A 24,581-nucleotide genomic window follows, 5' to 3' on the forward strand; every position below is an offset into this window, starting at 1 on the left:
GACGTGACTATTCGGGAGCACGCGTCCCAGCACGGCCACGCGCAGTCGCTGCCGCTGATATCGGAGTCCGCCACCGTCACGGAGGTGGAAGCGATGGACCAGCCCCGACAGACCGAAATCCGGGCGAAGCTCCGCGAACTCGCCGCCGAGTACGGGTTCGAGGACGCCGTCGCCGACCGCGGCCCACCCGACTGGGAAGCGGTGTTCGACGCGGCGACGTCGGCCGACAGACGACTCGCGCCGCAAATCGGTGCGCTGCGTGACCGGTTCGAGCGCGCACACCCGGCGCTGGTCCGCATCGCCTTCGAGACGGACGAACCGTTCGAGTTCGCCGCGGGCCAGTACCTCTCGATCCGGTACGGGAACCGGACGCGGGCGTACTCCATCGCGAGTTCGCCGAACCGCGAGGACACCGAACTCTGCGTCCGTCGCGTCCCCGACGGCCGCCTCTCGACGCGGCTCTGCGAGGAGCTGTCGGTCGGTGACGAGATAGCCGTCCGCGGCCCCCACGGCCACCTCCTCCTGGAGGACGTCTCCGAGCGCGACCTGGTGTTCCTGGCGACCGGCACCGGCGTCGCGCCGATGAAGAGCATGATCGACTACGTCTTCGAGGCGGGTCGCGACGAGCACCGGGGCGAACCCCGCAACGTCTGGCTGTTCCTCGGTGCGGCCTGGGCGGACGACCTCCCGTACCACGAGGCGTTCTCGGACCTCGCCGCCGACCACGAGAACTTCCACTACGTCCCCTGTCTCTCCCGGGAACCCTGGCTCACCGACTGGGACGGCGAGACGGAGTACATCCAGGACGCCCTGCTGAAGTACGTCGACGAGCGCGCGCTCGAGGACGCCGCGTTCGGCAGACACATGGCCAGGATGCTCGCCGAGCGCCCCACGACCACCGTCGACGCGCGCATCGACCCCGAGGCGGTCGAGGTGTACGCCTGCGGCATCAACGCGATGGTGTACAGCCTCGAGACCGCCGTGCGTCGCCTCGGTGTCCCCCAGCGCTACGTCCACTGCGAGGGGTACGGGTAGTGACAGCGCGCCAACCGACGGCTCTTTGAGCGCCAGGACCGACCTCCCGGTATGAGCGACGAGTACGCGAGCGTCGCAGAGCGTGCCGCCCGCGAGGGGAGCGAGGTGGCGCTGGCGGCGTTCCGCACCGACATCGACGTGGAGACGAAGTCGGGGAAGACGGACGTCGTGACCCAGGCCGACCGGAGCGCCCAGCGCCGCGTCATCGAGGTCATCCGCGAGACGCACCTCGAGGACGCCATCGTCGGCGAGGAGGACGACGAACTGAAGACCGTCCCCGAGTCGGGCGCTGCGTGGGTCATCGACCCCATCGACGGGACGAACAACTTCGTGCGGGACACCCAGGTGTGGGCGACGTCCGTCGCCGCCGTCGAGGACGGCGAGTGTCTCGCCGCGGCGAACGTCATGCCCGCGCTCGGCGACGTCTACGTCTCGGACGACGAGGCCGTCACGCTGAACGGCGAGTCCGTCACGGTCAGCGAGAAGACGGACCCGGAGACGTTCGTCGTCGCGCCGACCATCTGGTGGGACTTCGACCGGCGCGACGAGTACGCCAACGCCTGCCGCGCCATCGTCGAGCGCTTCGGCGACATGCGACGCTACGGGTGTGCGCAGGCCGTGCTCTCGATGGTCGCCAGCGGCCAGCTCGAGGCCACCGTCACGAACGTCGAGGTGAACGCCTGGGACAGCGTCGCGGGCGTCCACATGGTCCGGCAGGCCGGCGGCGTCGTCACGGACGTGCACGGCGACCGCTGGGTGCCCGGCTGCACCGGCCTCGTCGCGTCGAACGGCGAGGCCCACGACGCCGTGCTCGCCGCCGCTCGGGAGATACGGCCGGAAGGGTAACCGTATTGGGGGTTCGCCCCACGACTACGGGTATGGAACTCGACGACACGGACCGCGCGATCCTCCGCGCACTCCAGACGAACGCGCGGAAGCCGTTCAGCGAGATCGCCCGCGAGATAGAGATGTCCAGCGCGACCGTCCACGACCGCGTCAACCGCATGGAGGAGGCGGGCGTCATCCGCGGCTACCACGCCGACGTCGACCCGAAGGCCGCCGGCTTCGGTACCTCCGCCATCGTCGGCCTGCGCGTCGAACAGGGCCGCGAGGACGAAACGCTCGACCGACTCGCCGAGATCGACGGCGTCCAGGAGGTGAACCTCACCACCGGCGAGTGGGACATCATCCTCCGCGTCGTCGCCGAGAACACCGACAAACTCCGCGAACTCATGTTCGAGCGCATCGCCAACATGGACGGGTTCGCGCGCTCCCAGACGATGGTCGTCCTCGGCACCGAGTACGAGTCCAAGGAACTCCCCCTCTGAGCGCCCGTGGACGACCGGAACCGCAACCATAAAACCCTCACCGACCCGGACTGGGAACATGAGCTTCCCCGAAACCGGCCGCGAACGGACGTGGACTGCGGCCGTCGTCGCGGTTCTGGTCGCCCTCGTCGGCGGTTCGCTGCTGTTCCGTGACACCGTCTACGGCGGCTTCGTCTGGCAGTACTTCTGGGGCCCGGTGTACGCCGACGCGCAGGGCGCGCGGTGCGCCGTCTGGAACGGCGGCAACGTCGAGTTGCTGTTCAACAACGCCGCGTGTGCGTCCGCCGCCGAGCCGGTCGCCTACCCGGGCTACACCCTCGTCTCCGAGGCCGGCTACGCAATCACGCTACTGGCGTCGCTCATCGGCGTCTCCTTCCTCCTTGACCGACTGCGCGTCGCCGAGAGGACGACGTTCCTCTACGCGCTGTTCCCGTTCGTCCTGCTCGGCGGTGCGCTCCGCGTCGTCGAGGACGCGAACAACGCGGCCGAACTGTTCGGGAACACCGAGCCGTTCCTCGGCTACCCGCTGAACGCGCTCATCATCAGCCCGGTCATCTACTTCGTGATGTTCGCGATCACCCTCACGGTACTCGTCGCTGCCGTCTTCCTCGCACGCCGCACCGACATCACCGACGACTACCACCGACCGCTGGCTGCTACCGGGACCGTCCTCCTCGCGGCGACTATCCTCGGGCTGGGCTACCTCGCGGCGACCCGGGACTACGTCTCGTTCATCCCCGTGTTCACCGTGCTCACGCTGGGGCTGGCTACGGTCATCACGGGCGCCGTCTGGTGGTTCGTCCCCCGTTCGCTCCCGACCGTCTACAGCGGCACCGAGCGCGTCGGAGCCCTCATCCTCTGGGGGCACGCCGTCGACGGCGTCGCGAACGTCCTCGGCCTCGACTGGGGAGCCGAACTCGGCTACCCGAGAGGCGACCTCGGCTCCAAACACCCGCTCAACCAGTACATCGTCGACTTCACGCACGGCGTCCTCCCCGAGTCGGTCATCCACTACACCGGCGACACGTGGCCGTTCATCGTCGTGAAGGTCCTCGCCGTCCTCCTCGTGCTCTCGCTGTTCGACGAGGAACTCCGGGAGGAGGCACCGCGGTACTTCACGCTCATGCTCGTCGCCGTCCTCGCAGTCGGCCTCGGTCCCGGCACCCGCGACATGCTGCGTGCAACCTTCGGCATCTAGAGACGTCTCTTTTGCTGCACTCGCTCGGGCACTGAAGCGCCCTCGCTCGCCGGCGAAAGCTACGCTAGAAGCCGTCGGCACCCCCTACCGGAGGTTCGTTCGGCCGCTGCTCACTCACTTCGTTCGCAGCGCGAACCGCTCGCTCGTGGATGCTAGCCACTACCGGCTGCGTAGATTCAAATAGCAGGCCGGAACCAACCCCGCGCGTGACCACCTGACAGCCGGCCGGTGCGTACGGACCCGGAACGGCGGCACTACGCACCGGTGCAGCTACGCCGCCTGCTCGCCCTACCGGAGCCGCTTGCTGACGTACGGCCCGTCCTGGTAGTAGCCGAGCTTCTCCTTGTAGTACTGGCGTGCGCCGATGCCCGAGATGACCGAGAGCTTCTCGAAGCCGGCGTCGGCGGCCATTTCCTCGGCACGCTCCATCAGGCGGCGGCCGAAGCCCTGGTGCTGGTGCTGGCCGTCCGCGGTGTCGTCCCCCACGCCGACTTCGCCGCCGTAGACGTGGAGTTCACGGAGGAGCGCCGCGTTCTCCAGTTCACGGCGCACCGGATCGTTCGGGTAGCGGAGGCGCGCGAACCCGACGAGGAGGTCGCGGTCGAAGTCCTCGAAGCTGATGAAGTGCTCCGTGCCGCCCGCGGCGTCGTAGGTCAGTACGTCGAGTTCGACGTCCTGTGGCTCCTCGTCGTTCATCCCGGCTTCCCGGCAGCGGATGCACTCGCAGGTGTAGCCGTGTTCGTCCATCCGCTGGCGGGCGAGCTGTCGGAGGTTCGACTTCCAGACGCCGGCGTCGATGTGGTCCGCGGGGATGTCCCGCTGGACGCGCTGGAGGCGCGTGTAGCGCGGGATCATCTCCTTGATCTCGGCGACCAGCTCGGCGGCTTCCTCGTTCTGGAGCGGCTGGAACTCCTCGTTGCGCCACATGTCGTACGTGACGGTGTCGCGGACGACCAGCGTCGGGTAGATCTTGAGGTAGTCCGGCTTCCACTGCTCGTCCTCGAAGATCCGCCGGAAGTCCTCCAGACACATCTCCTCGGTCATCCCGGGCTGGCCGGGCATCATGTGGAAGCCGACCTTGAACGCCGCGTCGCGGAGCCGACGGTTGGCGTCGATGGAGGCCTGCACGCCGTGCCCGCGGTGCATCTCGCGGTTGATGCGCTCGTAGGTCGTCTGCACCCCGACCTCGACCTTCGTACCGCCGAGGTCCAGCATCCGGTCCACCTGTTCGGGGTCACACCAGTCGGGCTTCGTCTCGAACGTCGTCCCGATGTTCCGGATGTCGCCGTACTCGTTCTCCGCGATGACGTCCTCCAGGTAGCTGAACTCGTACTCTCCGGGGTCCTGGGCGAACGACTCGCCCTCGGCGGGCCGGGGGTCGGCGTCGAGGTCGTAGTCGTTCATCGCCTCGAGCGCGCGCTTCACGAACCACTCCTGGTAGTCGTGGCTGCGCGCGGTCATCGTCCCGCCCATCAGGATGAGTTCGACCTTGTCCACGGGGTGGCCGATCTCCCGGAGCTGGTGGAGGCGCAGCGTCACCTGTCCGTACGGGTCGTAGTCGTTCTGCACGCCGCGGGCCGCTGCGGGCTCGTGGCCGGTGTAGGACTGACTGGACGAGAACTCCGAAGCGGGGCCGCCCGGACAGTAGAGGCACTTCCCGTGCGGGCACATGTGCGGACTCGTCATGATGGCGACGGGGGTCACACCCGACGCCGTCCGCACCGGCTTGCGCTGGAGGACCTCCTCCAGTTCCTCGCGGCGGCCGTCGGGCGCGAAGTCCAGCAGCTCGGAGTGCTTGGGCACCTTCGCCGCGGAGTGCTCCGAGCAGACGTCCAGTTTCGCGCTCTCGACGTCGTCGCGGCCGACGTCGCCCTCGAGGATCCGCTGGACGAGCGCCTCGCAGGCTGCCGCGAACGCGCCGTCGGCGTCGCTACTCATTGCGCGAAGGAAGCAGTCGAGAGCGAAAAAGCGTGTCGTTGCGACCGCAGCTTACGCGAGCTGGTCCGCGATCCCGGAGACGACGGCGTCGACGACGGCCGCCTGTTCGCCCGAGAGGAACTCGATGCGGCCGTCGCGGGCGCCGCGGGTCAGGACGCCGGCTTCCGGGAGTTCCTCGGCGATGCGCCCGCCGACCGCGCGCACGTCCACCGAGTCGTCGCTGCGGACGCGGAGTTCGTCGCCGCTGACGCCGACGAGCACGTCCGCGCGGTCGTTCCGGCGGTGGAGCGCGTCGAGCAGCAGGTCGACCGGCGGGAAGTCGTACTGGTGGGTGTAGTCGTCGACGTCGAGCACTTCGAAGGTGACGCCGTTCTCGCCGCGCACCCGGAGGTGGGGCTCGGCGGTCGCGAGTTCGGTGTCGAGGCGCTCGCGGAACTGCGCGGAGACGTGCGTGATGAGCGAGTCGTCGGCCTCGCCCCACAGCAGGTCGCTGATGAGTTCGCGCTTGTCCTCGTAGGACTGGTAGAACGCCTCCAGTGCGATGGCGTCCCGGAGGTTCTCCAGGGTCTCGCGGCTGTAGTCAGTCGTGTCGGCGAGGTCGGCGTACGCGGCCGGCAGCTCCTCCCAGTAGGCGACCGCGGGGAGGTGGTAGAGGTCCTCGCGCACGTCGTCGTTGACGAACGCGGCGAGCTGCGCGCCGAGTGCGCCCGTGTTGACGGGGTCCTCGCCGGCGTCGGTGGGACTGACAAGGACGTCTGCGCCCGCGGCCTCGTCGGTGTAGCCGCCGTCGACGGCGACCGTGTCCACGTCGTACATGTCGAGCAGGTCGATGGCGTCCGTGGACTCGCTGGTGGAGCCGGCGCCGACGAGCACGAACAGTGGGTGCTTCTCGTCGTGGCGTTCGGCGGCTTCGAGCATGTCCGTCACGTCGCCCGTCGCGTCGTCGATGGTGTAGAACGCGTCGTCGAGCGGGCGGCGGTCGACGTAGTGGTACTCGGCGTCAGATCGTGCGTGCTTCTCGCGGATGAGCGGGAGGAGCGCGCGCTCGATGGCGGTGCCGGCGACGTACCCCTCGACGGTTGTGGTGTGGCGGACGATGACCGGGCGGGAGTCGACGACCGCGCGGCGGATGGCCGTCGCGGCGTCCACGAGGTCGTCGTGGATCGCCTCGACCGCCGGGTCGTCGGCGAGCAGTTCGGTGACGTTGGGGCTGGCCTCCTCGGTGAGTGCGTCCTCCATGCGGGTGGAGACGTCGTCGGCTGCCTGTCCGTCGAGGACGGTCAGGTCCTCGGTCTCGACCTGCAGTTCGCCGCGGCGGCGTTCGACGTCGCCGACGATGCGGACGACGTCGCCCGCGTCGGTCTCGGGGTACGCGCGAACGCCTGCCTCGACGAACGCCGCGCAGTCGACGGTGCCGGTCTCGTCGGCGAGTTCGAACACGGTCGGGCCGCTGGTCTGGCGCGCGCTCGTGATCTCGCCCTCGACGGCGACGCGCTCGTCGACGTGGTCGGCGAGGTCGGCGATGGAGACCCGCTGTGGGGCCTCTTCGGCGGACGTCTCGTCTGTGTCGTCGGCCTCCGCGTCGGCGGCCGGCGCTTCCTCGTCGGGTTCGCTCTCGGCAGGTTCGCTCTCGGCGGACTCCGCGTCGTCGTCCTCGCCGAACTCGAACTCGTTGGCGTCGTCGGCGACCGGCGTGCCGCCGTCGGCCGTCTCCGTCTCCGAGTCGGCGTCCGCCTGGGTCGCGTCGGCCGACTCGTCGGTCTCGGCCGGGTCGGCTGCTGCGTCGTCGCTGTCGTCTTCGTCAGGGAGTTCGGCGTTCGACTCGGCGCTCGGGTCGTCGACGAGGTGGCCCCGGAAGTCGCGCTCGGTCTGTCGGATGGACCAGCCGAGGTCGACGTTGCCGTTGTCGTGGACGCCCGTCACCTGGACGTAGACCTCGTCGCCGGCGTCCCAGTCGAGGGACTCGACGCGGCCGGGAACTTCGCTACGGTGGAGCAGCCCGGTGACGTTGTCGCCGATGTCGACGAAGACGCCGAACTCGGCGAACCCGTCGACACTCCCGCGGTAGAAGCGGCCGGACGTCAACTGGTTGGGGGACCGTCCTCGGAACTCGAACGCGACGTCTTCTTCGTGCGTGTCACAGATGCGGCCGTCGGTGGAGGCGCCGCAGACAATACATGAACCCATTTGCATGGAGAAAGCGCACGCTCCCGTAAACGATTATCGAAAGTCGGGCGCGCGCGTCACTCGAAGACTGGGCTGTCGTCTTCCAGCGATTCGACGTCCGCCACGACGTCGCGGACGTCCTCGGGGAACAGCGCGACCTGCACCTCGTTGCCGGACTTGTCCTCGAAGACGAGTTTGACGCGTTTGTCACCGAACTCGCGGGCCCGCGCGTCGTTGACGTCGAACAGTTTCACGTCCGCGCGCTTGTTCGACGGACCGACGTTCTTGATGGCGCCGTCCTTCAGTTCGATCATGAACTCCGAGAGGTTGACGTTGAGCACGCTCGGCAGTTCGTGGCCCACCGACTAAAGTGCGAGTGCGGGAGCGACGACCCCGACGAGTTCGGCGGTCGCGGCGAACCAGCCGAACCCGGACCCGAACGCGAGCACGCCGGGGACGACGGCGGCGGCGAAGGCCCGCGGGAGCGAGAGGTCGTGGACGACGCTCGTCCCGAGGACGAGCAGGCCGAACGCCCAGAGGCCACAGACGACCGTCACGAGGGGGACGGAGACGCCGACGAACGCGCAGGGGGCGGCGGCGTAGGCGAGCACCTGTACCGTCTCGCTGACGCCGCCGCGCTCGGGCGCGAACACGACGAGTGCGAGCGTCTCCAGTGCGGACAGCGCGTGGATTGCCGCGGGGGTGACGAGCAGTACCGCCAGCGACACCGTGAGCGCGGCCGCGAGCCACGGCGCCGTCGGGAACTCGAGGGCGGCCCCGGGCACGACCGCCATCCGAGTCGACTCCTCGACGAGGACGACGGCCATCCCGAAGACGAGCCCGGGCGCCTGGTCGCCCGGCGAGACCGCCTCCTCGAAGAACGTCCGCGGGTTCACGAGCACCTGCGTGAACGACTTGGCGAGCCCCACCGGCCCGCGCTCGCGGCCGCCCTCCGGTTCGACCCAGGTCGTCATCTCAGGCGCGTTCGACGACGTGGCAGTTCCGGCAGCGCGCCTCGTAGGACTCCTCTGCGCCCACCATGATCGTCGGGTCGTCGTAGTGGGCGGGTTCGCCCTCGATGAGCCGCTGGTTCCGGGTCGCCGGCTCCCCGCACTGGGTGCAGATGGCCTGGAACTTCTCGACGTACTCGGCGACCGCCATCAGCTGTGGGATGGGGTCGAAGGGTTCCCCGCGGAACGTCTGGTCGGTGCCCGAGACGACGACGCGGCGGCCGTCCGCGGCGAGTTCCTGGCAGACCGCGACGATGTCCCCGGGGAAGAAGTTCGCCTCGTCGACGGCTACGACCTGCTCGCCGTTCAGCTGGGCCGGAATCCCCTCGACGCCGTCGGCGGTCGTATCTACGACCGTCGCCTCCCACGTCCGGCCGGCGTGGGAGCCGAGCGTCGCCTCGCCGTACCGGTCGTCGATGGCGGGCGTGAACGCCGCGACCTCCTGGCCCGCGATCTCGGCGCGCCGGAGTCGCCGCAGTAACTCCTCGGTCTTCCCGGAGAACATCGACCCCGTGATGACCTCGACCCACCCGGAGTTCGTGATGGCGTGCATGCCCGAAGCCGGTGCGGGCCGACGGCAAAACGCTTGCTCTTCAGTCGCCGCCGACGTTCTGTTCGCTCTCGAAGGAGTGGGGGTCCGGCTCGATGTTGGCGTACTGTACGACGCGGTCGCCGAGCTGTGCCACGCGGTCTTCGAGTTTCTCGTCGGTGAACTCGCCGTTCGAGACGCGGGAGGAGGCGTTCGGCACCGCAGCCTGATAGGGGAGCACCCAGGCGTCGAGTGCGCGGAGCACGGACCGCAGGTGTTCGAGCGCAGTGATGGGGAAACTCCCGCCGGCCACCGCGAGCAGACCGACGGTCTTCCCCTCGAACTCGTCGAACCCGCAGTAGTCGAGGGCGGTCTTCAGCGGCGAGGAGTAGCTCCCGTGGTACATCGGCGTGGCGAGCACGACGGCGTCGGCAGCCCGCACCCGCCGCGTGAGTTCCGCGGCGTCGCCGGGTTCGTCGTGGTCGGGGTCGTACAGAGGGAGGTCGAGGTTCCTGAGGTCGACGAGGTCGGTCTCGGCGCCGCGGTCGGCGGCGGCGTCGAGCGCCCGCCGGAGCGCGATACGGGAGACGCTGGCGTCGCGGAGACTGCCACAGACGCCGACGACGGTGGTGTCTACCATACGCCGGGAATCGGGTGCCGCCCTCAAAAGGCTACCCGCATTTATGAGGACTCAGACGAACACACGGCTATGTACGACAACGTCCTCCTGACGACGGACGGGAGCGACGCGGCGACCGCCGCGGTTCCCAACGCGATCGACCTCGCCGAGAAGTACGACGCACTGCTCCACGTGCTGTACGTCGCGGACACGACGGAGTACAGCACGGTGACTTTCGAGGACGACGTGGTCGACCCGCTCGAACAGGAGGGCAAACGCATCGTCGACGGCATCGTCGAGCAGGCCGACGAACGCGACGTCGAGGCCGTCGGCGTCGTGATGCAGGGCGGCGTCTACGAGACGGTCCTGCAGTACGTCGACGAACAGGCCGTCGACGTCGTCGTGATGGGGACCCACGGTCGCCGCGGTCTCGGGCGGGCGCTCCTCGGCAGCGTCACCGAGCGCGTCGTCCGGACCGCAGACGTCCCCGTGCTGACGGTACGAGCAGTGGACGAGGAGTGACCGGACACTGCCAGAGACGCCACGCTTCGGCGTCCTAGATGCCCTGGACGGTCTCGATGACGCCGACCGACTCGAGGGTCATCCAGAGGAGGAACACCGCGTAGAGGACGAGCAGACCGTACGCCTCCGGGTCGCTGAGTTCGAGGCTGGTGCGTGTGAACACGATGAACACGAGCGTCGCGAACGCGAGGAACCCCATCGTGGGGATCGCCGCGAGGAAGTTGATGGTCGCGGTCCCCGCGAGGAGGACACCGACGGGGATGGCGACCAGGAGGTTGAACGTGTTGCTCCCGAGGACGTTCGTGAGGCTGGTGACGCTGTCGCCCTCCCGGGCGGCGCGGACGCTGACGAACGCGTCGGGGAGACTCGTCGCGGCGGCGAGGACGGTCAACCCCCAGAGGAAACTCGGCGTGTCGAAGATGCGCCCGAAGTCCAGCGCGGCCCTGACGAGTCCCTCGACGCCGAGCGCGATGACGAGGAGCGCGACCGCGAGCACCGCCCACTCCCTGGCGGGGCGGACGTCGACGACGTCGGGGGCGTCGTGTTCGCTGGCGTCCTGCTGGTGGAGGAAGACGTAGATGCCGTAGGTGGCCAGCGGGAGGACGGCCAGCGTCGGCGTCAGGATCGCGGCCTCGTTGGTCCCGCCCGGGACGTACGTCGCGCCGAGCGCGAACACGATGAACAACACGAGGACGCTGATGACGTAGAACTGGGCGTCCTTGTGCACGATGTCCCGGGTCGACTCGAGTTCCTCGCTGTAGATGGCCGACAGCGCCGGGATGACGAGCAGGTTGAAGATGGCGCTCCCGACAATGGCGCCGACGCCCAGCGAGAACTCGCCGTGGATCACGGTGCTGATCGCCACCGAGCTGAGCTCAGGGAAACTCGACCCGACCGCGACGACGATGGCGCCGTGGGCGGCGACCGGAAGGCCGTAGTGCCTGCTGAGTCGCTGGGCGGCCTGCTCGAAGTGACCGCTCCCCCGCCAGACGACGGCCGTCGCGACAACCGCCAGGAGGAGCGGGACGAGAAGTTCGGTCATTCACCGTGCGTTGTCGGTACACCGTGATATGCGTGTTCACCTCGAACGCGACCGGCCAGCCCAACACCCAACGTCGTGGCTGCGTCCACTCGGACCGTCTGCTGGGTCGCTCCCAGGGACGCCGGGGTCACGGAGACCGTTTCACGACCAGGACCGGAACGGAGACGGTCCGGAGGACGGCCGAGGCGACGCTCCCGAGGAGCTGGCGCCCCAGATTCGACCGTCCGTGCGACCCCATCACGACGAGGTCACGGAGACCGTTTCACGACCAGGACCGGAACGGAGACGGTCCGGAGGACGGCCGAGGCGACGCTCCCGAGGAGCTGGCGCCCCAGATTCGACCGTCCGTGCGACCCCATCACGACGAGGTCGACGTCGTTCGTCTCGACGTACTCGCGGACGCCGGCCGCGGCGCCCCGGTGGGACGTCGTCCGTTCGACGGCTTTCGTCACCGGCACGTCCGGGGCCGACTGCTCGATCTCGGCCGCGACCCCGTCGACGGCCTCCCGACCTCTCGCTTGCAGTCGCTCGACGAATTCCGGTTCGAGCCCCCCAGCGTTGAACAGGCCGCCCGCAGCCTGGAGGTCCACGACGTTCAGCACGTGGAGCTCCGAGCCGTACTGCCGTGCGATCGCGACGCCGTGTGGCGTCTCCCTGGCGGCGTTCTCGCTCCCGTCGGTCGGCAGAAGGACTCGCGAGTACGTCTCGTCGGTACCGGCGTCCGCCCCGGGCACGACGAACACGGGGATCTCGCTCCGGTGGAGGACCTGCTCGGTCACGCCGCCCAGGATCCGCCGACCTACCCCCGTCATCCCCTGCCGCCCGACGACGACGAGGTCGGCGTCCTGTTCTGCGGCGTACGTACCGATGCGGACTGCGGGCTTCCCCTCGGCCAGTTCCGTGGTGACCGGGTGGCCGACGTCCGCTGCCAGTTCCTCGACGTCAGCGAGGACTGCCTCCCCGCGCTCTCGCAGCCTCGTCTTCTCGCTGGCCGACCGCGTGAGGGCGAGCGCGTTCTGTTCGACGACGTGGAGCGCGTGGACGGTCGCGTCGAAGCGTCGGGCGAGTTCGAGGCCGCGCCTCGCCGCGTGCCTGGCTTCGTCGCTTCCGTCGACGGAGAGGAGGATGCGGTCGTACATCGGGTCACCGGGGAGTTCGTGCCCGACCCCCTTCACCGTTTGCCGCTGGAGGCCACAGGCGACCCGGTGTGAGCGCCCGACAGCGTCCTCACAGGCCGGTTACCACCTCACGCAGGCCGTCGGACCGTCATCACGGGCACGTGAGACGGTCAGTCGGCGGACTGCCCGGTCGACCGCGACTGCGTCACGCCCAGGGGGTCCCCCGACTCCGTCGCCGTCATCAATCGCAGGAACTGGCCTGCGTTCGTGAGGAGTTTGTTCTCCGCCTTCCGCAGGTGCTCCTCGTACGTCGAGCGAGCGACGGCGGTCTGTTCGGCCAGGTCGCGGAGCGACGTCCGCCGCGGCTGCTCGTAGTACCCGCTCTCGAGTGCGAGGCCGAGTGCCGCCAACTGTCGTTCGGTCACGTCCTCGAACAGCTGGTCGACCGGTGCGAGCATGCTGTGGGGGATCTGTTGTTCCGTGATCGCCGTCTTCGAGAGCAACTCGATGTCCCGGTCGTCTTCCAGGTTCCGGAGGAGCGCACGGACGTCCGCTTCGTCGAAGGCGATGACCGTGTAGTGTTCCCAGCCCTGGCGGTGGATGGTCGGAGGCTGGTAGAGGCAGTTGTACTCCTCGAAGCGCTCGATGATGGAGTCCTCGAGTGAGCAGAGACACGACTGCGTGACGACGTGGACGCCGGTGTCGTCGATAGACTCGTGGAGGACCGTCCCGATCCGGTCGATCTCGTCGAGCAACGCCTCGGTCGGCGACTCGGCGGACGTGATCTCGATCACCTGGCAGTCGCTCAGGTACCACTCGCGGATGGTGAGGTCCGGGTAGCGCTCCGATATCTCCCGGTAGGGACACTCGTGCCGGACGCGGAACGAGGTTTCGTAGAGGCTCATACGAGTACAGATGTACCGGCGAGGAGTAACTGTGCCGGTCATGTCCGGCAGTACCTATACGCGTGTAGTTCCGCTAGGAGTGACCAGTGATGTCGGAGATCGACCCAGAGACTCTCGCTGAACGAGTACAGACCGACGGCGACGACCTGCTCGTCCTGGACATCCGTCACGAGTCGGAGTACGACGACTGGCACGTCCCGGGCAGCGTCAACGTCGACGTGTACGACGAACTGGTCGACGACCCCGACGCGGCGACGGACGAACTCGTCGACCTCCCCGAGGACCGGGAGATCGTCACCGTCTGCACCGCCGGCGTCGTCTCCAAGACGGCGACGGACCTCCTCCAGGACCTCGGCTACGACGCCGAGACGCTCGTCGACGGACTGAACGGCTGGAGTCGCGTCCACCGTCACGCGGCGGTCCCGGCGAACCTCGACGGCTCACTCGTCCAGATCTCTCGGCCGGGAAAGGGCTGCCTCTCTCACCTCCTCGTTTCCGACGGAGACGCCGTCGTGTTCGACCCGTCGCACTACGTCGAAGAGTACGAGGCGATCGTCGACGACTACGACACGGAACTCGTCGGGGTCTTCGACACGCACGCACACGCCGACCACGTCTCTGGCGCTACCGACCTCGCCGAGCGTCACGACGTCCCGTACTACCTCCACCCGGCGGACGCGCTCGCTCTCGACGCGACTCCGGTCGAGGACGGACAGACCGTGTCGGTCGGCCATCTCGACGTCACGGTCGTTCACACGCCTGGACACAGCGAGGGAAGCGTCTCGATCGACGTCGACGGCGTGGCACTGCTCACGGGCGACACGCTCTTCCACGAGAGCGTGGGGCGCGTCGAACTCGGCGTCGAGGCAGGTATCGAGGACGCCGACGTCGAGGGGAACGCCGCCACGCTGTACGAGAGCCTCGAGCGGTTGCAAGACCGGTCGGACGACGCAGTTGTGCTACCCGCGCACGACCCCGGCTCACCCGAACCACCGGTGACCGCGACCCTCGGAACCGTCCGCGAACGGAACGCAGACCTCGGTCGCGACCGCGAGGAGTTCGTCCGGGAACTCGCGTCCGACGTCCCGGACCACCCGCCGAACTTCGAGCGCGTCAAGCGGACGAACGTCGGGGAGGAGTCGGTTCCCGTCGACGAACTGGCCGACCTCGAACTGGGGCCCAACAACTGTGCAGCGGAGTAACCCATGAGCACGCCAACCGAACTCGAACAGGGAATCCGCGAGCACCTCGGACAGTTCTCGCTGCACGTCCTCCTAGTGTTCGCGACTGGGCTGACTATCGGGTCCGAGCGAGCAGTCGTGCCCGTCCTGGGGCGCGACGTCCTCGGCGTCGAGTCGCTGCTGGTCATCGGCTCGTTCGTCGTCTCGTTCGGCATCGTGAAGTCGATCCTCAACCTCTACGCCGGGAAGTGGGGCGAGGAGTACGGCCGGAAGCCAGTGCTCGTCCTCGGGTGGCTGACGGCGCTCCCGCTCCCGGTCATCCTCATTTTCGCGCCCAGCTGGGGCTGGATCACGGTCGGGAACGTCCTGCTCGGTGTCAACCAGGCGCTCACCTGGAGCATGGCGATCAACGCCAAGATCGACCTCGCGAGCCCCGACCAGCGCGGGCTCGCGGTCGGCATCGACGAGGCGTTCGGCTACACAGGCGTCGCCGCGGGCGCCTGGGTCACGGGCCTCATCGCCGGCCAGTGGAGTCTCCGGCCGGAGCCGTTCTACTTCCTCGCCGTCGTCGTCGTGCTGGCGTTGCTCGTCTCGATATTCCTCATCGAGGAGACGGTCCAGTACGCGCGGGCCGAGGGGGACGACGACCACCACGACGCGAACCTCCCGTTCGACGAGGTGCTGAAGCGTGCGACCTACGGAGACAGGACGCTGTTCGCCGCGGCGCAGGCCGGCCACGTCGAGAACTTCGTGGACACACTGTTCTGGATCGCGGTGCCGCTGTACCTCACGAGCCATGGGCTCGGCATCGCCGCAGTCGCTGTCGTCATCGGCGTCCACAGTGCGATGTACTTCCTCCAGATAGCGACCGGCGGCCTCGCGGACCGCATCGGTCGCCGTCCACCCGTCGTCGCCGGGATGTTCCTCGCGGGCGCAGGCGTCCTCGGAATGGTGCTCGTCGACGGCTACCTCCAGTGGGCCGTCCTGGCCGCCGTCTCCGGGCTGGGGATGGCGTTGCTGTACCCGAACCTGATGACGGTTCCGAGCGACGCGGCACACCCGTCGTGGCGGTCGGCCGGCATGGGCGTCTACCGGATGTGGCGGGACGCCGGCTACGCCGTCGGCGCCGTCCTCATCGGGCTCTCGATGGAGTTCGTGAACGCCGAAGCGGCCTTCTACGTGACGGGGGGACTGATGTTCCTCTCCGGTGCGGTCGTCTACCTCTGGATGGAGGAGACCCATCCGGAGTTCGGGACCCACGAACCGCCGGCGCCGGCGGTGGACGTGACGGATGCGTCCCCGACGGACGACTGACCAGGGACCCGGGGCGAAGACGCGGCGCTGCCGGAATCGGTCACTGGCTCCGGTGAGCGAGTGGCGAGTCCACCAGTCCGGGTCGACATACAAGTAGTCGCTCCACGTCTCTCCATGTGGGATGTCAGCACGCACCTTCCGCCCGCTGGCCGACTTTGGGACGCGTTCGCTCGTCACGCACGCGATAATGGCCGCGACGTTCCTGGGTGCGGTCGGGTCGGCGTTCCTCGTGGAGGGACAACTCCGGACCGTCACGTTCGTCGCGCTCGTGAGCTTCACGGCCGGCGTCTGGGTCTGCCAGTCCGTCCACTCGCTCGGCAACTCGTTCACCGACGACGACTACCAGGGAGTCCTCAGGACGGTCCTCGACCATGGCGACTGACAGGGAGACAACGACAGGCGACGACCCGCTCCCGGTCGGCCGATTCGGGCGCATCCTCGTGTTGATAGCGTTCGTCAGCGGCGTCTTCGTGCTCTCGGCGATGGTCGCGCTCCCGAGCGAACTGGAGTCACTCGCCACCGTGTTCGTCGGCGCCGTCGCGATGGTCACCGTGATGGTCGCCTTCCTCGTCTCGGTGGCGGGCTATGTCGAGGAGTGAGTGTCTGTAGGTGTCCAGGGAGGGCGCTACTTTCGGAGTCGCGCCGTCGTCCCGTCGTCCGACTCGGCCACCGCGACCAGTCCGTCGGCCTCCAGGTCCGCGAGCAGTTCTCTGAGCCACTCCCGGCCGCCGTCGCCGTCGGGCGTGTAGTCGACGCGCACCCGGGGGCCGAGTTCGTCGAGTTCGAGGTCGCCGTGCTCGCGAAGCGCACCGACGACGCGACCGCGCTTCTGCCGACGGCTCCCCTCGAACGTCGACTGCTGGGGGACGTCGGGCGCCGAGAAGTCCCCCGAGGCGTACGCCAAACACCACTCGCGCCACGGACAGGCGGCGGCGTTGCACTTCGGGGTCTTCCCGCAGGCCACCCCGCCGAGTTCCATGATGGCGTTGTTCCAGACCCGGGACTCCCCCTCGGGCATGAGTTCGTTCGCGGCGTCCTCGAACACCGCGTCGTCGTCGGGGACGTCGAAGGCGCGGTAGAGCACGCGCTTGACGTTCGTGTCCACGACGGCGTCCCCGTTGTCGAACGCGAACGACGCGACGGCGTTGGCCGTGTACGGTCCGACGCCCATCAGTTCGGCGAGTTCGTCGGGGGTGTCCGGGAACTCGCCGCCGTAGTCGTCTTCGACCTGCTGGGCGGCCTCGTGCAGGTACGTCGCGCGGTTGTTGTAGCCGAGACTGTTCGCCGACCAGAACCCCACGACGTCGGCGCGGTCGGCGGCCGCCAGGTCGGCGGTGGTCGGCCACCGTTCGAGGAACGCCGCCCACGCCTCCTCGACGCGGGAGAGCTGGGTCTGCTGGCTCATCACCTCCGAGACCAGAATCTCGTAGGGGTCGGTCGTCTCCCGCCACGGGAACTCGCGGTGGTCGGTCTCGTACCACGAGACGAGCGCGTCGCGCACGGCGTCGACGTCCTCCGGGAGCGCCCACTCGCCCTCACCGTCGGTCATATGCCCCCGGTTTGGTGGGTGCCGCGCTTAGGGGTGGTGGTTCGAGGCGCCCTCGCGCCCCGGGAGAACGGCCACGGTAGTTAAGCACTGGCCGACAGAACGTCGACACGTATGCAGCGACGACCACTCGCCACACTGTGCGTCGCCGCCCTCCTCGTCACCGCCGGCTGTGCCGGGCTCACTGGGGACGACGGTGGCGCGAGCGACGCCGAACAGCTGAGGGACGACGCGACGGCCGCGATGGAGGACGTCGACACGTACCGCATGGAGATGGTGATGAACATCACGGCGAACGGCCGGACGGTATCGATGTCCCAGGACGGCGTCTTCGACCACGAGGCTCGGAAGGCCCGCCTGGACATGTCGGTCTACGGGACCGAGGCGGTCGCCTACATGGACGGCGACACGATGTACGTGAAGGCCAACGGTGGCTGGCAGACCCAGGACCTCTCCGAGCAGCGCCCCTGGGAGTCCGGCAACGGCATCACCCAGCAGCGGAACGTCCTCGAGTCCGGCGACGTCTCCGTCGAGGGGACGGAGACCGTCGACGGCGTCGAGACGACCGTCCTCGCCGTCGACCCCGACGAGGGCGAGCTGAAGGAGCTGCTCGCCCAGCAGCAGAGCCAGGGCTTCGAGGGCATCACCATCGAGGACGCGACGTACAGGCTCTACGTCGCCGACGACACCGACCTCCCGCGGAAGATGGAGATGACCATGAACATGTCCGCGGACGGGCAGTCCGCCGAGGCGGAGATGACCGCGTACTTCTCGGCGTACGGCGAGCCCGTGAACGTCACCGTCCCCGAGCAGGCGACCGCTGGCGCCGTCGTCTTCGCGTCACCGAGCGTCGCGGCGTGACGACACGGGAAGGCCTATCCCCTCGCCGCGGCATGCATCCAGTATGAGCCTGGACGACCTCGAGACCGACGTCGAACTGGCGTTCGACGACCTCGGCGACTACGAGTTCCTCGACCGCGAGAGCCGGCAGGAGCTGGCGATGCTGACCGCCGCCCTCGACGCCGACACGGACGAACTGCTCCGGCGGGCGGTCCACCTGCTGTTCCAGTCCACGACGGACACCGGCCGCCTCGACTTCCACCTGCGCTCGACGTACGACGTCACCTACGACGAGTACCTCTCCGGGATGACGTACGGCGAGATGACCGGCGCCGACCAGTTCGCGAGCGGCGACGACGACCGGCGCTACCAGTTCTGACGCTCCACCGGGCCGAAGCCGACCGGCTTAAATCCCCGCTACCCCCAGAACGACGCATGCGACAGCGAACGCGACGAGACGTGTTGCGCGCGACCGGCGCCGTCGGGCTGACGGCCGCCGTCGCTGGCTGCCTCGGGAGTGGGGACAGCGAGGACGTCGAGGCCCTCGACGCCCCCGACGGGACGGAGGTCGTGGAGGTCGGGCCCGACGGCAACAACAGCTACGCGCCGGACTCGCTGACCGTCGCGCCCGGGACGCCCGTCCGCTTCGTCTGGCTCTCCGGCGGCCACAACCTCGCGGTCACCGGCCAGCCCGCCGACGCCGAGTGGGCGGGACACGACCCGCTGGAGAGCCGCGGGTTCTCCCACGAGCACACGTTCCAGGTGCCGGGTCGCTACGAGTACGTCTGTACGCCCCACCAGGAGTTCGGGATGCGCGGCGTGGTCGTCGTCGAAGCGGAGGAATAGAGCGAGGCGGTCGCGGTCTCAGGTGACGTTCTCGGTGTTGACCTTCGAGGAGCCGGCGAGGCGGACCTCGCGGTCGGTGAGCGAGTCGAGGAACACGTCCATCGCGACGTCGATCTCGCGCTCGGTCACGTCCAGTGGCGGGAGCAGCCGCACGGTCTGGTAGCCACAGCCGAGCAGGAGCAGTCCGCGCTCCAGGCACGCCTTCACGACGGCGTCCCGGCGCTCCTTCGTGTCGAACTCGACGCCGAGCATGAGGCCGTTGCCCCGGACGTCGGTGACGAAGTCGGGTGCGTCGTCGGCGAGTACCTCCTTCACCTGGCGGCCACGCGCTCGGACGTTGTCGAGGACGCCGTCACTCGTGATGGCGTCAATGGTCGCGACGCCCTGTGCGGCCGCGACGATGTCGCCGGCGCCCCACGTCGAGGAGAGCCGTCCGGTCTCCGACGGGAAGAGGTCCTCGTTGGCGACCGTCGCGCCGACGCGGAGGCCCTTCCCGGACGTGATGACGTCCGGTTCGAGGGAGGTGTGGTCGACGCCCCACAGTTCGCCCGTGCGGCCGAGTCCGGCCTGGATCTCGTCGGCGACGACGGGGATGTCGTAGGTCTGCTGGATGTCGACGATGTCGTCGACGAACGACTCGTTGGGGACGCGGTAGCCACCCTCTCCCTGCTGGGGTTCCACGATGACGTAGGCGACCTCCTCGGGGTCGATGACGCCGCGCTGCGGGTGGAGTTTGTCCGCGATGACGTTGCCGCCCGGGCCGTTGGTCTTCCAGCCGCAGTCGCAGTCGCCCCGGCAGGAACAGTAGGGAGCGGAGACGACGCCACCGATCTCCGGGTAGCCCCTCCGGTGGACGGTCTTCGAGCGGTTCAGCGAGAGCGCGCCGAGCGTGCGCCCGTGGAACGCGCCGTCGAACGTGAACGCGCGGTGGCCGCCCTGCGCGTAGCAGATCTTGATGGCGTTCTCGACGGCCTCCGCGCCCGTGTTCGAGAGGAAGACGGTGTCGAGGTCGTACTGTTCGGTGATGTCGGTGAGGCGGTGGAGCAACTGCGTCGAGGTGTCGAACTCGGGGTCCTCGGGCGGCCAGCCGCCGCTCGCGTAGAAGTCCTGGCCCGCGATCTTCAGCGGGTCGACCAGGTCGAACTCCTCGAGGCGCTCCGTGATCTTCGGGTTGTTGTAGCCGAACGGCGCGGCCGCGACGTGGCTCGTGAAGTCCATCAGGACGTTGCCGTCCACGTCGGTGCAGAACGGGCCGTCGGCCTCCTCGGTGATGTCCCAGACGAACTCGTAGACGTACGTGCTCGGGGCGGCGTGTTCGTGGTGGTAGTTCACCCACCGCTCGGCCTTCTCTCCAGGCAGGCTTCGGACGCTTGGCTCTGCAGTGTCCCGGTCCATGGTATGCATTGTCGGCGCCCCTAGTAAAAGGCGTTCGTTCCGGTCGCGGCAACAGTTACGACGCGACGACGGCCGACGCGACACCGCCTGCAGCCAGCAGAGCGGTGCTGTAGGCGGCGACCCGCCACGCGAACCCGCGGTTCGAGCTGGTCGCCGTGAGCGCCACCTTGACGCCGATCGAACTCGCCGTCGCGAGCAACACCGCGACCGTGGCCGCCTGCGGGGAGATAGCACCCGTGCGGTAGAGCACGACGGCGGACGTCGTCGCGCCGGCACTCGACACGAGCCCGGAGACGAACGCGGTGACGTAGAGACCGGTCGACCCGAACTGGGTCTGGGCGAGGCCGCCCGCCACGACGACGACGAGGAACATCGCGCCGAAGCCGAGTGCGTTGCGCATCGAGAACGGGCTCTCGAGTTCCATCTCGACGCGCTCGGTCCAGTCCGCCGAGAGGGCCGCGACGGCGATGCTCCCCACCACGATGACCAGCAGGGGGATGGTCCCCTCCAGCAACACCCCGGCGGAGAGCGTGAACACGACCACGATGAGGAGGTTGCGCAGCGCCATCGCGGCGTTCGCCAGCAGGACGCCCGCGACTGCGTACGACGCCGCCTCGCGGTGCTGGCTCACGTGGTCGAGCATCGTCCCGACGACGGCCGTCGATGACGCGAGGCCACCGAAGAAGCCCGTGACGGCGATGCCCCGGCCGCCGTAGGTCTTCACGATGACGTAGTTGAGGATGCCGATGCCGGCGACGAAGACGACCATCAGCCAGACGACCCGGGGTTCGATCTCGACGGCGTAGGCACCCGACCCGAGTTCGACAGACCCCGGCGGGAGGACCGGGTAGATGACGAACGCGAGGATGGCGAACTCAGTCGTCGAGCGCAGTTCCTCCCGGGAGAGGTCCCACGCGAACCCGTGGAGTTCGCGCTTGAACACGAGCAGGATGCTGCTGGTGACGGCCACGACGGTCGCGGGCAACACCTCGCCGAGCGCGACCAGCACGCCGACGCCGTAGGCGAGGAGGATGCTCACCGCGGTCGTGAGGTGGAGCCCCTCCTCCTCGTCCTGCAGCCCCGACAGCATGAGGACGCCGGCGAGGACGATGACGAACAGCGCGCCCGCCCCCGAGAGGTACGGCGGACAGACCGCCACGTCGGCGGTGCAGCGCTCGGTGTCCACCATTGTGAAGATGGTGCCGAGGACGCTGACTAGCGCGAACGTCCGGATGCCCGCGGCCTTCTGGGACCACTCGCGTTCCAGGCCGAGGAACAGTCCGAGCGCGACGGAGAGCGCGATACGGACGATGCGGCTGTCCAGGGGCGCGTTCGCGACCGCGTCTGCGGCGGGAGACACCCCCGAACGTTCCACGGGCCCGGACAAAAGCCTAGTGGCACTGACGTGGGAGTCGAGAGGGTCGTCGCCGTGTCGCGACGGGAGACGCGTCGGCTCCGCGAGGTGGCGACGAACTCGACCGCGAGCTACCGGCGTTCGAGGCGGGTCCCGTCGCGCGGGCAGTAGTCGAAGTCGGGGTTCCGGCTACTGAACCCGCACTGGGGGCAGGTCCAGGTCGGCGGTTCGGTGCTGTCGCCACGACTCCGGAAGAGGAACGGGACGAACGGGACCGCGAGGAAGAACAGTGCGACGTCGAAGACGTACCAGATGATGGCACTGACGAGGAGACTGAGGACGACGCCCGCGACCGCGGTGGCGAGACGGGCGGAGACCACGGCTACTCGAGGTCGACGTACTGTGTCTCCCACTCGCGGCGTGCGCTGAGTTCGCGGCGGCCGCGTCGGGTGAGCGTGTAGTAGTTCGTCCGCTGGTCGAGTTGGCCCTTGTCCACGAGCCCCTTGTCGACGAGGGTGTCGAGGTTCGGGTAGAGTCGCCCGTGGTGGATCTCCGACTCGTAGTACTCCTCTAGTTCCTCCTTGATCGCGAGTCCGTGGGGCTCTTCGAGCCCCGAGACGACGTACAGCAAGTCCCGTTGAAACCCTGTCAAGTCGTGCATATGTTTCGTACTCGGTAGAAATTCTCTCTGCGAAAACATAAGCGTGGTGGGTCGATACCGACCTCGCCCCGAGGGGGAACAAATTTCGTGTGGTGACATGTCCGTCGTCGCACTTATGCATCCGACGACCGTACCGGGACGCATGCCCGAGGAAGTACTCTTCGTGAGCGAGCACCGCCAGACTCGTGGGGACGTCGCAGCCTACCTCCGCACCGTCGCGGACAAACTCGACGGCGACGCCGCGCTGACGCTCGCCGACGGCGATCAGTCGGTCGAACTCGAACCGCCCGCGGAGGTCGAGTTCGAGGTGAAAGTCGAGCGCGAAACCGGCTCCGGCCCCGACGAGATCGGTCTGGAGCTAGAACTCGAGTGGGACGACGTGGACACGGACGAGGTCAGCGGCGACGAGGGGACGACCGGCCTCGACATCTCCTGAAGCGGGACGGAAGCGACGCTGGTCGCTCCCGGTGACAGTACTGGCGGCAGCCCTGGCTGCCGAACGTGATGCAACGGAAAAGGTTGCGGAGCCGGAACGTCCGGCCCCGCAGCCGCCCTGAATTGGTCCCCGCTGACGCTTCGGCCCTCCAAAGCGAAGCGTCACCTGATGCAAGACGCGGCACGATAATAAATCTATCCCCAGACCCCATTTGTGCCGCTACATGTGTTCCTCCTCCAGTACCCACCCGAGGGCGCGGCGGTAGTACGTGAACATCTCCCGGACGCCCTCGTGGTTCATCTCCTCGGACTCCAGTTCTTCGACCAGGAACTCGTACTGCTTGCGGACTTCCTCCTCGTCTCTCATACGCTGGCCTACCGCCTGCAGGCGTATCAATCTCCGTGCAGACGAGTAGATTCAATAGCGGTCCACGGGAACTCGGGGACATGGCAGACGACCTACATCGTGGTCTGGAAGGCATCACCGTCGCGGAGACCAGACTCTCCAGCATCGACGGCGAGAACGGCGTGCTCGTCGTCGGAGGGTTCCCCCTCGACGAACTCGCACCCAATGCCACCTTCGAGGAGACCCTGTTCGTCCTCTACGAGGACCGCCTCCCGACCGAGAGCGAACTCGCCGACTTCCAGTCGGAACTGGCCGACAGCCGGCGGGTCCACCCGGACGCCATCGACACCGTGGTCGACGCCGCCGAACGCGGTCTGCCCGCGATGGACGCCGTCCGGATGGGCATCGCCGCGGCCTCCCTCACCCGGGACGGCGAGGAGGACCCGCACACCGACGCGAAGCTCGCGGTCGCACAGTTGCCGACCGTCGCCGCCGCGTACTGGCGCGCCCGCGAGGGCGACGACCCCGTCGAACCCCGCGAGGACCTCGGCCACGCCGCCAACTACCTCTACATGCTCGACGGCGAGACCCCGAGCGAGGAGCGCGTGCGCGGCCTCGAGACGTACCTCAACTCCGTCGTCGACCACGGGTTGAACGCCTCGACGTTCACCGCGCGCACCATCGTTTCGACGGAGTCGGACGTGATCTCCGCGGTGACGGGTGCGGTCGGCGCACTGAAGGGGCCGCTCCACGGCGGCGCGCCCGGCCCAGTCCTCGACATGCTGCGGGACGCGCAGGCCGCCGACGACCCCGCCGACCTCGTCCAGGAGATCCTCGACTCGGGCGAGCGCGTGATGGGGTTCGGCCACCGCGTCTACGACGTCCGGGACCCGCGCGCTGCCGTCCTCCAGTCGGCCGCCGAGGAGTTCTACGCCGGTCGCGAGGAGCGCGCGTTCTTCGAGGCCGCCCGCGAGTTCGAGGACGTCGCCGTCGACGTGCTCGCCGAGCACCGCCCGGACCTCCGGTTGGAGACGAACGTCGAGTTCTACACCGCCGTCCTGCTGAACGGCGTCGGCGTGCCGAAGGAACTGTTCACGCCGACGTTCGCGGTCGCCCGCACCGGCGGCTGGACGGCCCACTGTCTCGAACAGCTAGAGAACAATCGCCTGATCCGGCCGCGGGCCGCCTACGTCGGCGAGAACGACCGCGAGTGGACGCCACTCGCGGACCGGTAGGTCACAGTCGTCACTCCG

30 protein-coding genes are annotated in these 24,581 nt (G+C 68.4%); 14 read left to right on the top strand and 16 right to left on the bottom strand.

From position 1 onward, the window contains the following. Positions 1 to 3: 3 nt before the first annotated feature. The 4 genes from LT965_RS01925 to LT965_RS01940 are packed head-to-tail and all read left to right on the top strand — an operon-like array spanning position 4 to position 3,561. Positions 4 to 1,035, top strand: a complete 1,032-nt coding sequence (locus LT965_RS01925; protein WP_232702325.1) for an FAD-binding oxidoreductase — start codon at positions 4 to 6, stop codon at positions 1,033 to 1,035. A 51-nt stretch (positions 1,036 to 1,086) separates the two neighbouring features. Beyond that, the gene (locus LT965_RS01930; RefSeq protein WP_232702326.1) at positions 1,087 to 1,881 is read left to right on the top strand and encodes an inositol monophosphatase family protein; all 795 of its coding nucleotides are present in this window, start codon (positions 1,087 to 1,089) and stop codon (positions 1,879 to 1,881) included. 32 nt (positions 1,882 to 1,913) lie between these two features. After that, entirely contained in the window at positions 1,914 to 2,363 is a 450-nt protein-coding gene (locus LT965_RS01935; RefSeq protein WP_232702327.1) for an Lrp/AsnC family transcriptional regulator, read from the top strand. A 58-nt stretch (positions 2,364 to 2,421) separates the two neighbouring features. Beyond that, positions 2,422 to 3,561 carry a DUF63 family protein gene (locus LT965_RS01940; RefSeq protein WP_232702328.1) on the top strand — a complete coding sequence of 380 codons (1,140 nt, stop codon included), beginning with the start codon at positions 2,422 to 2,424 and terminating at the stop codon, positions 3,559 to 3,561. Between the two features lie 288 nt (positions 3,562 to 3,849). Here LT965_RS01940 and LT965_RS01945 read toward each other — a convergent pair whose 3' ends face one another. The 6 genes from LT965_RS01945 to LT965_RS01970 are packed head-to-tail and all read right to left on the bottom strand — an operon-like array spanning position 3,850 to position 9,844. Then, on the bottom strand, positions 3,850 to 5,499 hold the full coding sequence (locus LT965_RS01945; protein ID WP_232702329.1) for a tRNA uridine(34) 5-carboxymethylaminomethyl modification radical SAM/GNAT enzyme Elp3: 1,650 nt from the start codon (positions 5,497 to 5,499) through the stop codon (positions 3,850 to 3,852). Between the two features lie 51 nt (positions 5,500 to 5,550). Then, positions 5,551 to 7,686, bottom strand: a complete 2,136-nt coding sequence (locus tag LT965_RS01950) for a DHH family phosphoesterase (RefSeq protein ID WP_232702330.1) — start codon at positions 7,684 to 7,686, stop codon at positions 5,551 to 5,553. A 56-nt stretch (positions 7,687 to 7,742) separates the two neighbouring features. Then, positions 7,743 to 7,979: a hypothetical protein gene (locus tag LT965_RS01955; protein WP_432419320.1), complete on the bottom strand. Its 237-nt coding sequence runs from the start codon at positions 7,977 to 7,979 to the stop codon at positions 7,743 to 7,745. A 51-nt stretch (positions 7,980 to 8,030) separates the two neighbouring features. Continuing rightward, the gene (locus LT965_RS01960; RefSeq protein ID WP_232702332.1) at positions 8,031 to 8,639 is read right to left on the bottom strand and encodes a YIP1 family protein; all 609 of its coding nucleotides are present in this window, start codon (positions 8,637 to 8,639) and stop codon (positions 8,031 to 8,033) included. A 1-nt stretch (position 8,640) separates the two neighbouring features. Then, positions 8,641 to 9,228 carry a thymidine kinase gene (locus LT965_RS01965; RefSeq protein WP_232702333.1) on the bottom strand — a complete coding sequence of 196 codons (588 nt, stop codon included), beginning with the start codon at positions 9,226 to 9,228 and terminating at the stop codon, positions 8,641 to 8,643. 40 nt (positions 9,229 to 9,268) lie between these two features. Beyond that, positions 9,269 to 9,844 carry an NADPH-dependent FMN reductase gene (locus LT965_RS01970; protein WP_232702334.1) on the bottom strand — a complete coding sequence of 192 codons (576 nt, stop codon included), beginning with the start codon at positions 9,842 to 9,844 and terminating at the stop codon, positions 9,269 to 9,271. A 69-nt stretch (positions 9,845 to 9,913) separates the two neighbouring features. On the opposite strand from LT965_RS01970, the gene LT965_RS01975 reads away from it, so the two are divergent. After that, positions 9,914 to 10,345 carry a universal stress protein gene (locus LT965_RS01975; protein ID WP_232702335.1) on the top strand — a complete coding sequence of 144 codons (432 nt, stop codon included), beginning with the start codon at positions 9,914 to 9,916 and terminating at the stop codon, positions 10,343 to 10,345. Between the two features lie 34 nt (positions 10,346 to 10,379). Here the strand turns inward: LT965_RS01975 and LT965_RS01980 are convergent, their stop codons facing one another. The 4 genes from LT965_RS01980 to LT965_RS01990 form a co-directional block, all read right to left on the bottom strand. Continuing rightward, complete coding sequence (locus LT965_RS01980; protein ID WP_232702336.1) at positions 10,380 to 11,387, bottom strand: sodium:calcium antiporter; 1,008 nt, start codon at positions 11,385 to 11,387, stop codon at positions 10,380 to 10,382. A gap of 127 nt (positions 11,388 to 11,514) precedes the next feature. Beyond that, the gene (locus tag LT965_RS16625) at positions 11,515 to 11,625 is read right to left on the bottom strand and encodes a universal stress protein (RefSeq protein ID WP_432419302.1); all 111 of its coding nucleotides are present in this window, start codon (positions 11,623 to 11,625) and stop codon (positions 11,515 to 11,517) included. A 10-nt stretch (positions 11,626 to 11,635) separates the two neighbouring features. Then, complete coding sequence (locus LT965_RS01985; protein ID WP_232703606.1) at positions 11,636 to 12,526, bottom strand: universal stress protein; 891 nt, start codon at positions 12,524 to 12,526, stop codon at positions 11,636 to 11,638. Positions 12,527 to 12,675: 149 nt separating this feature from the next. Then, positions 12,676 to 13,410: a helix-turn-helix domain-containing protein gene (locus tag LT965_RS01990; RefSeq protein ID WP_232702337.1), complete on the bottom strand. Its 735-nt coding sequence runs from the start codon at positions 13,408 to 13,410 to the stop codon at positions 12,676 to 12,678. Positions 13,411 to 13,499: 89 nt separating this feature from the next. On the opposite strand from LT965_RS01990, the gene LT965_RS01995 reads away from it, so the two are divergent. From LT965_RS01995 to LT965_RS02010, 4 genes are all read left to right on the top strand, one after another. After that, positions 13,500 to 14,612 (top strand): MBL fold metallo-hydrolase, encoded by a 1,113-nt coding sequence (locus tag LT965_RS01995; protein ID WP_232702338.1) that lies wholly within the window; start codon positions 13,500 to 13,502, stop codon positions 14,610 to 14,612. A 3-nt stretch (positions 14,613 to 14,615) separates the two neighbouring features. Continuing rightward, a complete protein-coding gene (locus LT965_RS02000; protein WP_232702339.1) occupies positions 14,616 to 15,905 on the top strand; it encodes an MFS transporter in 1,290 nt (429 codons plus the stop codon). A gap of 121 nt (positions 15,906 to 16,026) precedes the next feature. Continuing rightward, positions 16,027 to 16,287 (top strand): hypothetical protein, encoded by a 261-nt coding sequence (locus tag LT965_RS02005; protein WP_232702340.1) that lies wholly within the window; start codon positions 16,027 to 16,029, stop codon positions 16,285 to 16,287. Then, a complete protein-coding gene (locus LT965_RS02010) occupies positions 16,277 to 16,504 on the top strand; it encodes a hypothetical protein (RefSeq protein ID WP_232702341.1) in 228 nt (75 codons plus the stop codon). Before LT965_RS02005 ends, LT965_RS02010 begins: the two co-directional genes overlap by 11 nt. A 26-nt stretch (positions 16,505 to 16,530) precedes the next feature. Here LT965_RS02010 and LT965_RS02015 read toward each other — a convergent pair whose 3' ends face one another. Continuing rightward, positions 16,531 to 17,454 (bottom strand): HhH-GPD family protein, encoded by a 924-nt coding sequence (locus LT965_RS02015; protein WP_232702342.1) that lies wholly within the window; start codon positions 17,452 to 17,454, stop codon positions 16,531 to 16,533. A gap of 111 nt (positions 17,455 to 17,565) precedes the next feature. Here LT965_RS02015 and LT965_RS02020 point away from each other — a divergent pair, with 111 nt between their 5' ends. The 3 genes from LT965_RS02020 to LT965_RS02030 are packed head-to-tail and all read left to right on the top strand — an operon-like array spanning position 17,566 to position 19,137. Beyond that, positions 17,566 to 18,312: a DUF6612 family protein gene (locus LT965_RS02020; RefSeq protein ID WP_232702343.1), complete on the top strand. Its 747-nt coding sequence runs from the start codon at positions 17,566 to 17,568 to the stop codon at positions 18,310 to 18,312. Positions 18,313 to 18,355: 43 nt separating this feature from the next. Then, positions 18,356 to 18,670 (top strand): ribbon-helix-helix protein, encoded by a 315-nt coding sequence (locus LT965_RS02025; protein ID WP_232702344.1) that lies wholly within the window; start codon positions 18,356 to 18,358, stop codon positions 18,668 to 18,670. Between the two features lie 56 nt (positions 18,671 to 18,726). Then, positions 18,727 to 19,137 carry a plastocyanin/azurin family copper-binding protein gene (locus LT965_RS02030; RefSeq protein WP_232702345.1) on the top strand — a complete coding sequence of 137 codons (411 nt, stop codon included), beginning with the start codon at positions 18,727 to 18,729 and terminating at the stop codon, positions 19,135 to 19,137. 18 nt (positions 19,138 to 19,155) lie between these two features. Here LT965_RS02030 and LT965_RS02035 read toward each other — a convergent pair whose 3' ends face one another. From LT965_RS02035 to LT965_RS02050, 4 genes are all read right to left on the bottom strand, one after another. Continuing rightward, positions 19,156 to 20,532 (bottom strand): class-III pyridoxal-phosphate-dependent aminotransferase, encoded by a 1,377-nt coding sequence (locus LT965_RS02035; protein ID WP_232702346.1) that lies wholly within the window; start codon positions 20,530 to 20,532, stop codon positions 19,156 to 19,158. A 55-nt stretch (positions 20,533 to 20,587) separates the two neighbouring features. Next, positions 20,588 to 21,892, bottom strand: a complete 1,305-nt coding sequence (locus LT965_RS02040; RefSeq protein WP_232702347.1) for an MgtC/SapB family protein — start codon at positions 21,890 to 21,892, stop codon at positions 20,588 to 20,590. Between the two features lie 125 nt (positions 21,893 to 22,017). Then, complete coding sequence (locus LT965_RS02045; RefSeq protein WP_232702348.1) at positions 22,018 to 22,266, bottom strand: hypothetical protein; 249 nt, start codon at positions 22,264 to 22,266, stop codon at positions 22,018 to 22,020. 2 nt (positions 22,267 to 22,268) lie between these two features. Then, entirely contained in the window at positions 22,269 to 22,547 is a 279-nt protein-coding gene (locus tag LT965_RS02050; protein ID WP_232702349.1) for a PadR family transcriptional regulator, read from the bottom strand. A gap of 142 nt (positions 22,548 to 22,689) precedes the next feature. On the opposite strand from LT965_RS02050, the gene LT965_RS02055 reads away from it, so the two are divergent. Continuing rightward, positions 22,690 to 22,983 carry an amphi-Trp domain-containing protein gene (locus LT965_RS02055; protein ID WP_232702350.1) on the top strand — a complete coding sequence of 98 codons (294 nt, stop codon included), beginning with the start codon at positions 22,690 to 22,692 and terminating at the stop codon, positions 22,981 to 22,983. Between the two features lie 219 nt (positions 22,984 to 23,202). On the opposite strand, the gene LT965_RS02060 is transcribed toward LT965_RS02055, so the two are convergent. After that, positions 23,203 to 23,349 carry a DUF8555 family protein gene (locus LT965_RS02060; RefSeq protein ID WP_232702351.1) on the bottom strand — a complete coding sequence of 49 codons (147 nt, stop codon included), beginning with the start codon at positions 23,347 to 23,349 and terminating at the stop codon, positions 23,203 to 23,205. 80 nt (positions 23,350 to 23,429) lie between these two features. Here LT965_RS02060 and LT965_RS02065 point away from each other — a divergent pair, with 80 nt between their 5' ends. Next, positions 23,430 to 24,563, top strand: a complete 1,134-nt coding sequence (locus LT965_RS02065) for a citrate synthase (protein ID WP_232702352.1) — start codon at positions 23,430 to 23,432, stop codon at positions 24,561 to 24,563. The last annotated feature ends 18 nt before the right edge of the window (positions 24,564 to 24,581 follow it).

This window comes from Halobacterium wangiae (assembly GCF_021249345.1).
GTDB lineage: Archaea > Halobacteriota > Halobacteria > Halobacteriales > Halobacteriaceae > Halobacterium > Halobacterium wangiae.

Excerpts from the sequence above, each read along its gene's own strand:
- LT965_RS01930 (WP_232702326.1), top strand. The coding sequence starts at position 1,087 with ATGAGCGACGAGTACGCGAGCGTCGCAGAGCGTGCCGCCCGCGAGGGG.
- LT965_RS01935 (WP_232702327.1), top strand. The coding sequence starts at position 1,914 with ATGGAACTCGACGACACGGACCGCGCGATCCTCCGCGCACTCCAGACG.
- LT965_RS01940 (WP_232702328.1), top strand. The coding sequence starts at position 2,422 with ATGAGCTTCCCCGAAACCGGCCGCGAACGGACGTGGACTGCGGCCGTC.
- LT965_RS01945 (WP_232702329.1), bottom strand. The coding sequence starts at position 5,499 with ATGAGTAGCGACGCCGACGGCGCGTTCGCGGCAGCCTGCGAGGCGCTC.
- LT965_RS01950 (WP_232702330.1), bottom strand. The coding sequence starts at position 7,686 with ATGGGTTCATGTATTGTCTGCGGCGCCTCCACCGACGGCCGCATCTGT.
- LT965_RS01955 (WP_432419320.1), bottom strand. The coding sequence starts at position 7,979 with ATGATCGAACTGAAGGACGGCGCCATCAAGAACGTCGGTCCGTCGAAC.
- LT965_RS01960 (WP_232702332.1), bottom strand. The coding sequence starts at position 8,639 with ATGACGACCTGGGTCGAACCGGAGGGCGGCCGCGAGCGCGGGCCGGTG.
- LT965_RS01965 (WP_232702333.1), bottom strand. The coding sequence starts at position 9,228 with ATGCACGCCATCACGAACTCCGGGTGGGTCGAGGTCATCACGGGGTCG.
- LT965_RS01970 (WP_232702334.1), bottom strand. The coding sequence starts at position 9,844 with ATGGTAGACACCACCGTCGTCGGCGTCTGTGGCAGTCTCCGCGACGCC.
- LT965_RS01975 (WP_232702335.1), top strand. The coding sequence starts at position 9,914 with ATGTACGACAACGTCCTCCTGACGACGGACGGGAGCGACGCGGCGACC.
- LT965_RS01980 (WP_232702336.1), bottom strand. The coding sequence starts at position 11,387 with ATGACCGAACTTCTCGTCCCGCTCCTCCTGGCGGTTGTCGCGACGGCC.
- LT965_RS16625 (WP_432419302.1), bottom strand. The coding sequence starts at position 11,625 with ATGGGGTCGCACGGACGGTCGAATCTGGGGCGCCAGCTCCTCGGGAGC.
- LT965_RS01985 (WP_232703606.1), bottom strand. The coding sequence starts at position 12,526 with ATGTACGACCGCATCCTCCTCTCCGTCGACGGAAGCGACGAAGCCAGG.
- LT965_RS01990 (WP_232702337.1), bottom strand. The coding sequence starts at position 13,410 with ATGAGCCTCTACGAAACCTCGTTCCGCGTCCGGCACGAGTGTCCCTAC.
- LT965_RS01995 (WP_232702338.1), top strand. The coding sequence starts at position 13,500 with ATGTCGGAGATCGACCCAGAGACTCTCGCTGAACGAGTACAGACCGAC.
- LT965_RS02000 (WP_232702339.1), top strand. The coding sequence starts at position 14,616 with ATGAGCACGCCAACCGAACTCGAACAGGGAATCCGCGAGCACCTCGGA.
- LT965_RS02005 (WP_232702340.1), top strand. The coding sequence starts at position 16,027 with ATGTCAGCACGCACCTTCCGCCCGCTGGCCGACTTTGGGACGCGTTCG.
- LT965_RS02010 (WP_232702341.1), top strand. The coding sequence starts at position 16,277 with ATGGCGACTGACAGGGAGACAACGACAGGCGACGACCCGCTCCCGGTC.
- LT965_RS02015 (WP_232702342.1), bottom strand. The coding sequence starts at position 17,454 with ATGACCGACGGTGAGGGCGAGTGGGCGCTCCCGGAGGACGTCGACGCC.
- LT965_RS02020 (WP_232702343.1), top strand. The coding sequence starts at position 17,566 with ATGCAGCGACGACCACTCGCCACACTGTGCGTCGCCGCCCTCCTCGTC.
- LT965_RS02025 (WP_232702344.1), top strand. The coding sequence starts at position 18,356 with ATGAGCCTGGACGACCTCGAGACCGACGTCGAACTGGCGTTCGACGAC.
- LT965_RS02030 (WP_232702345.1), top strand. The coding sequence starts at position 18,727 with ATGCGACAGCGAACGCGACGAGACGTGTTGCGCGCGACCGGCGCCGTC.
- LT965_RS02035 (WP_232702346.1), bottom strand. The coding sequence starts at position 20,532 with ATGGACCGGGACACTGCAGAGCCAAGCGTCCGAAGCCTGCCTGGAGAG.
- LT965_RS02050 (WP_232702349.1), bottom strand. The coding sequence starts at position 22,547 with ATGCACGACTTGACAGGGTTTCAACGGGACTTGCTGTACGTCGTCTCG.
- LT965_RS02055 (WP_232702350.1), top strand. The coding sequence starts at position 22,690 with ATGCCCGAGGAAGTACTCTTCGTGAGCGAGCACCGCCAGACTCGTGGG.
- LT965_RS02060 (WP_232702351.1), bottom strand. The coding sequence starts at position 23,349 with ATGAGAGACGAGGAGGAAGTCCGCAAGCAGTACGAGTTCCTGGTCGAA.
- LT965_RS02065 (WP_232702352.1), top strand. The coding sequence starts at position 23,430 with ATGGCAGACGACCTACATCGTGGTCTGGAAGGCATCACCGTCGCGGAG.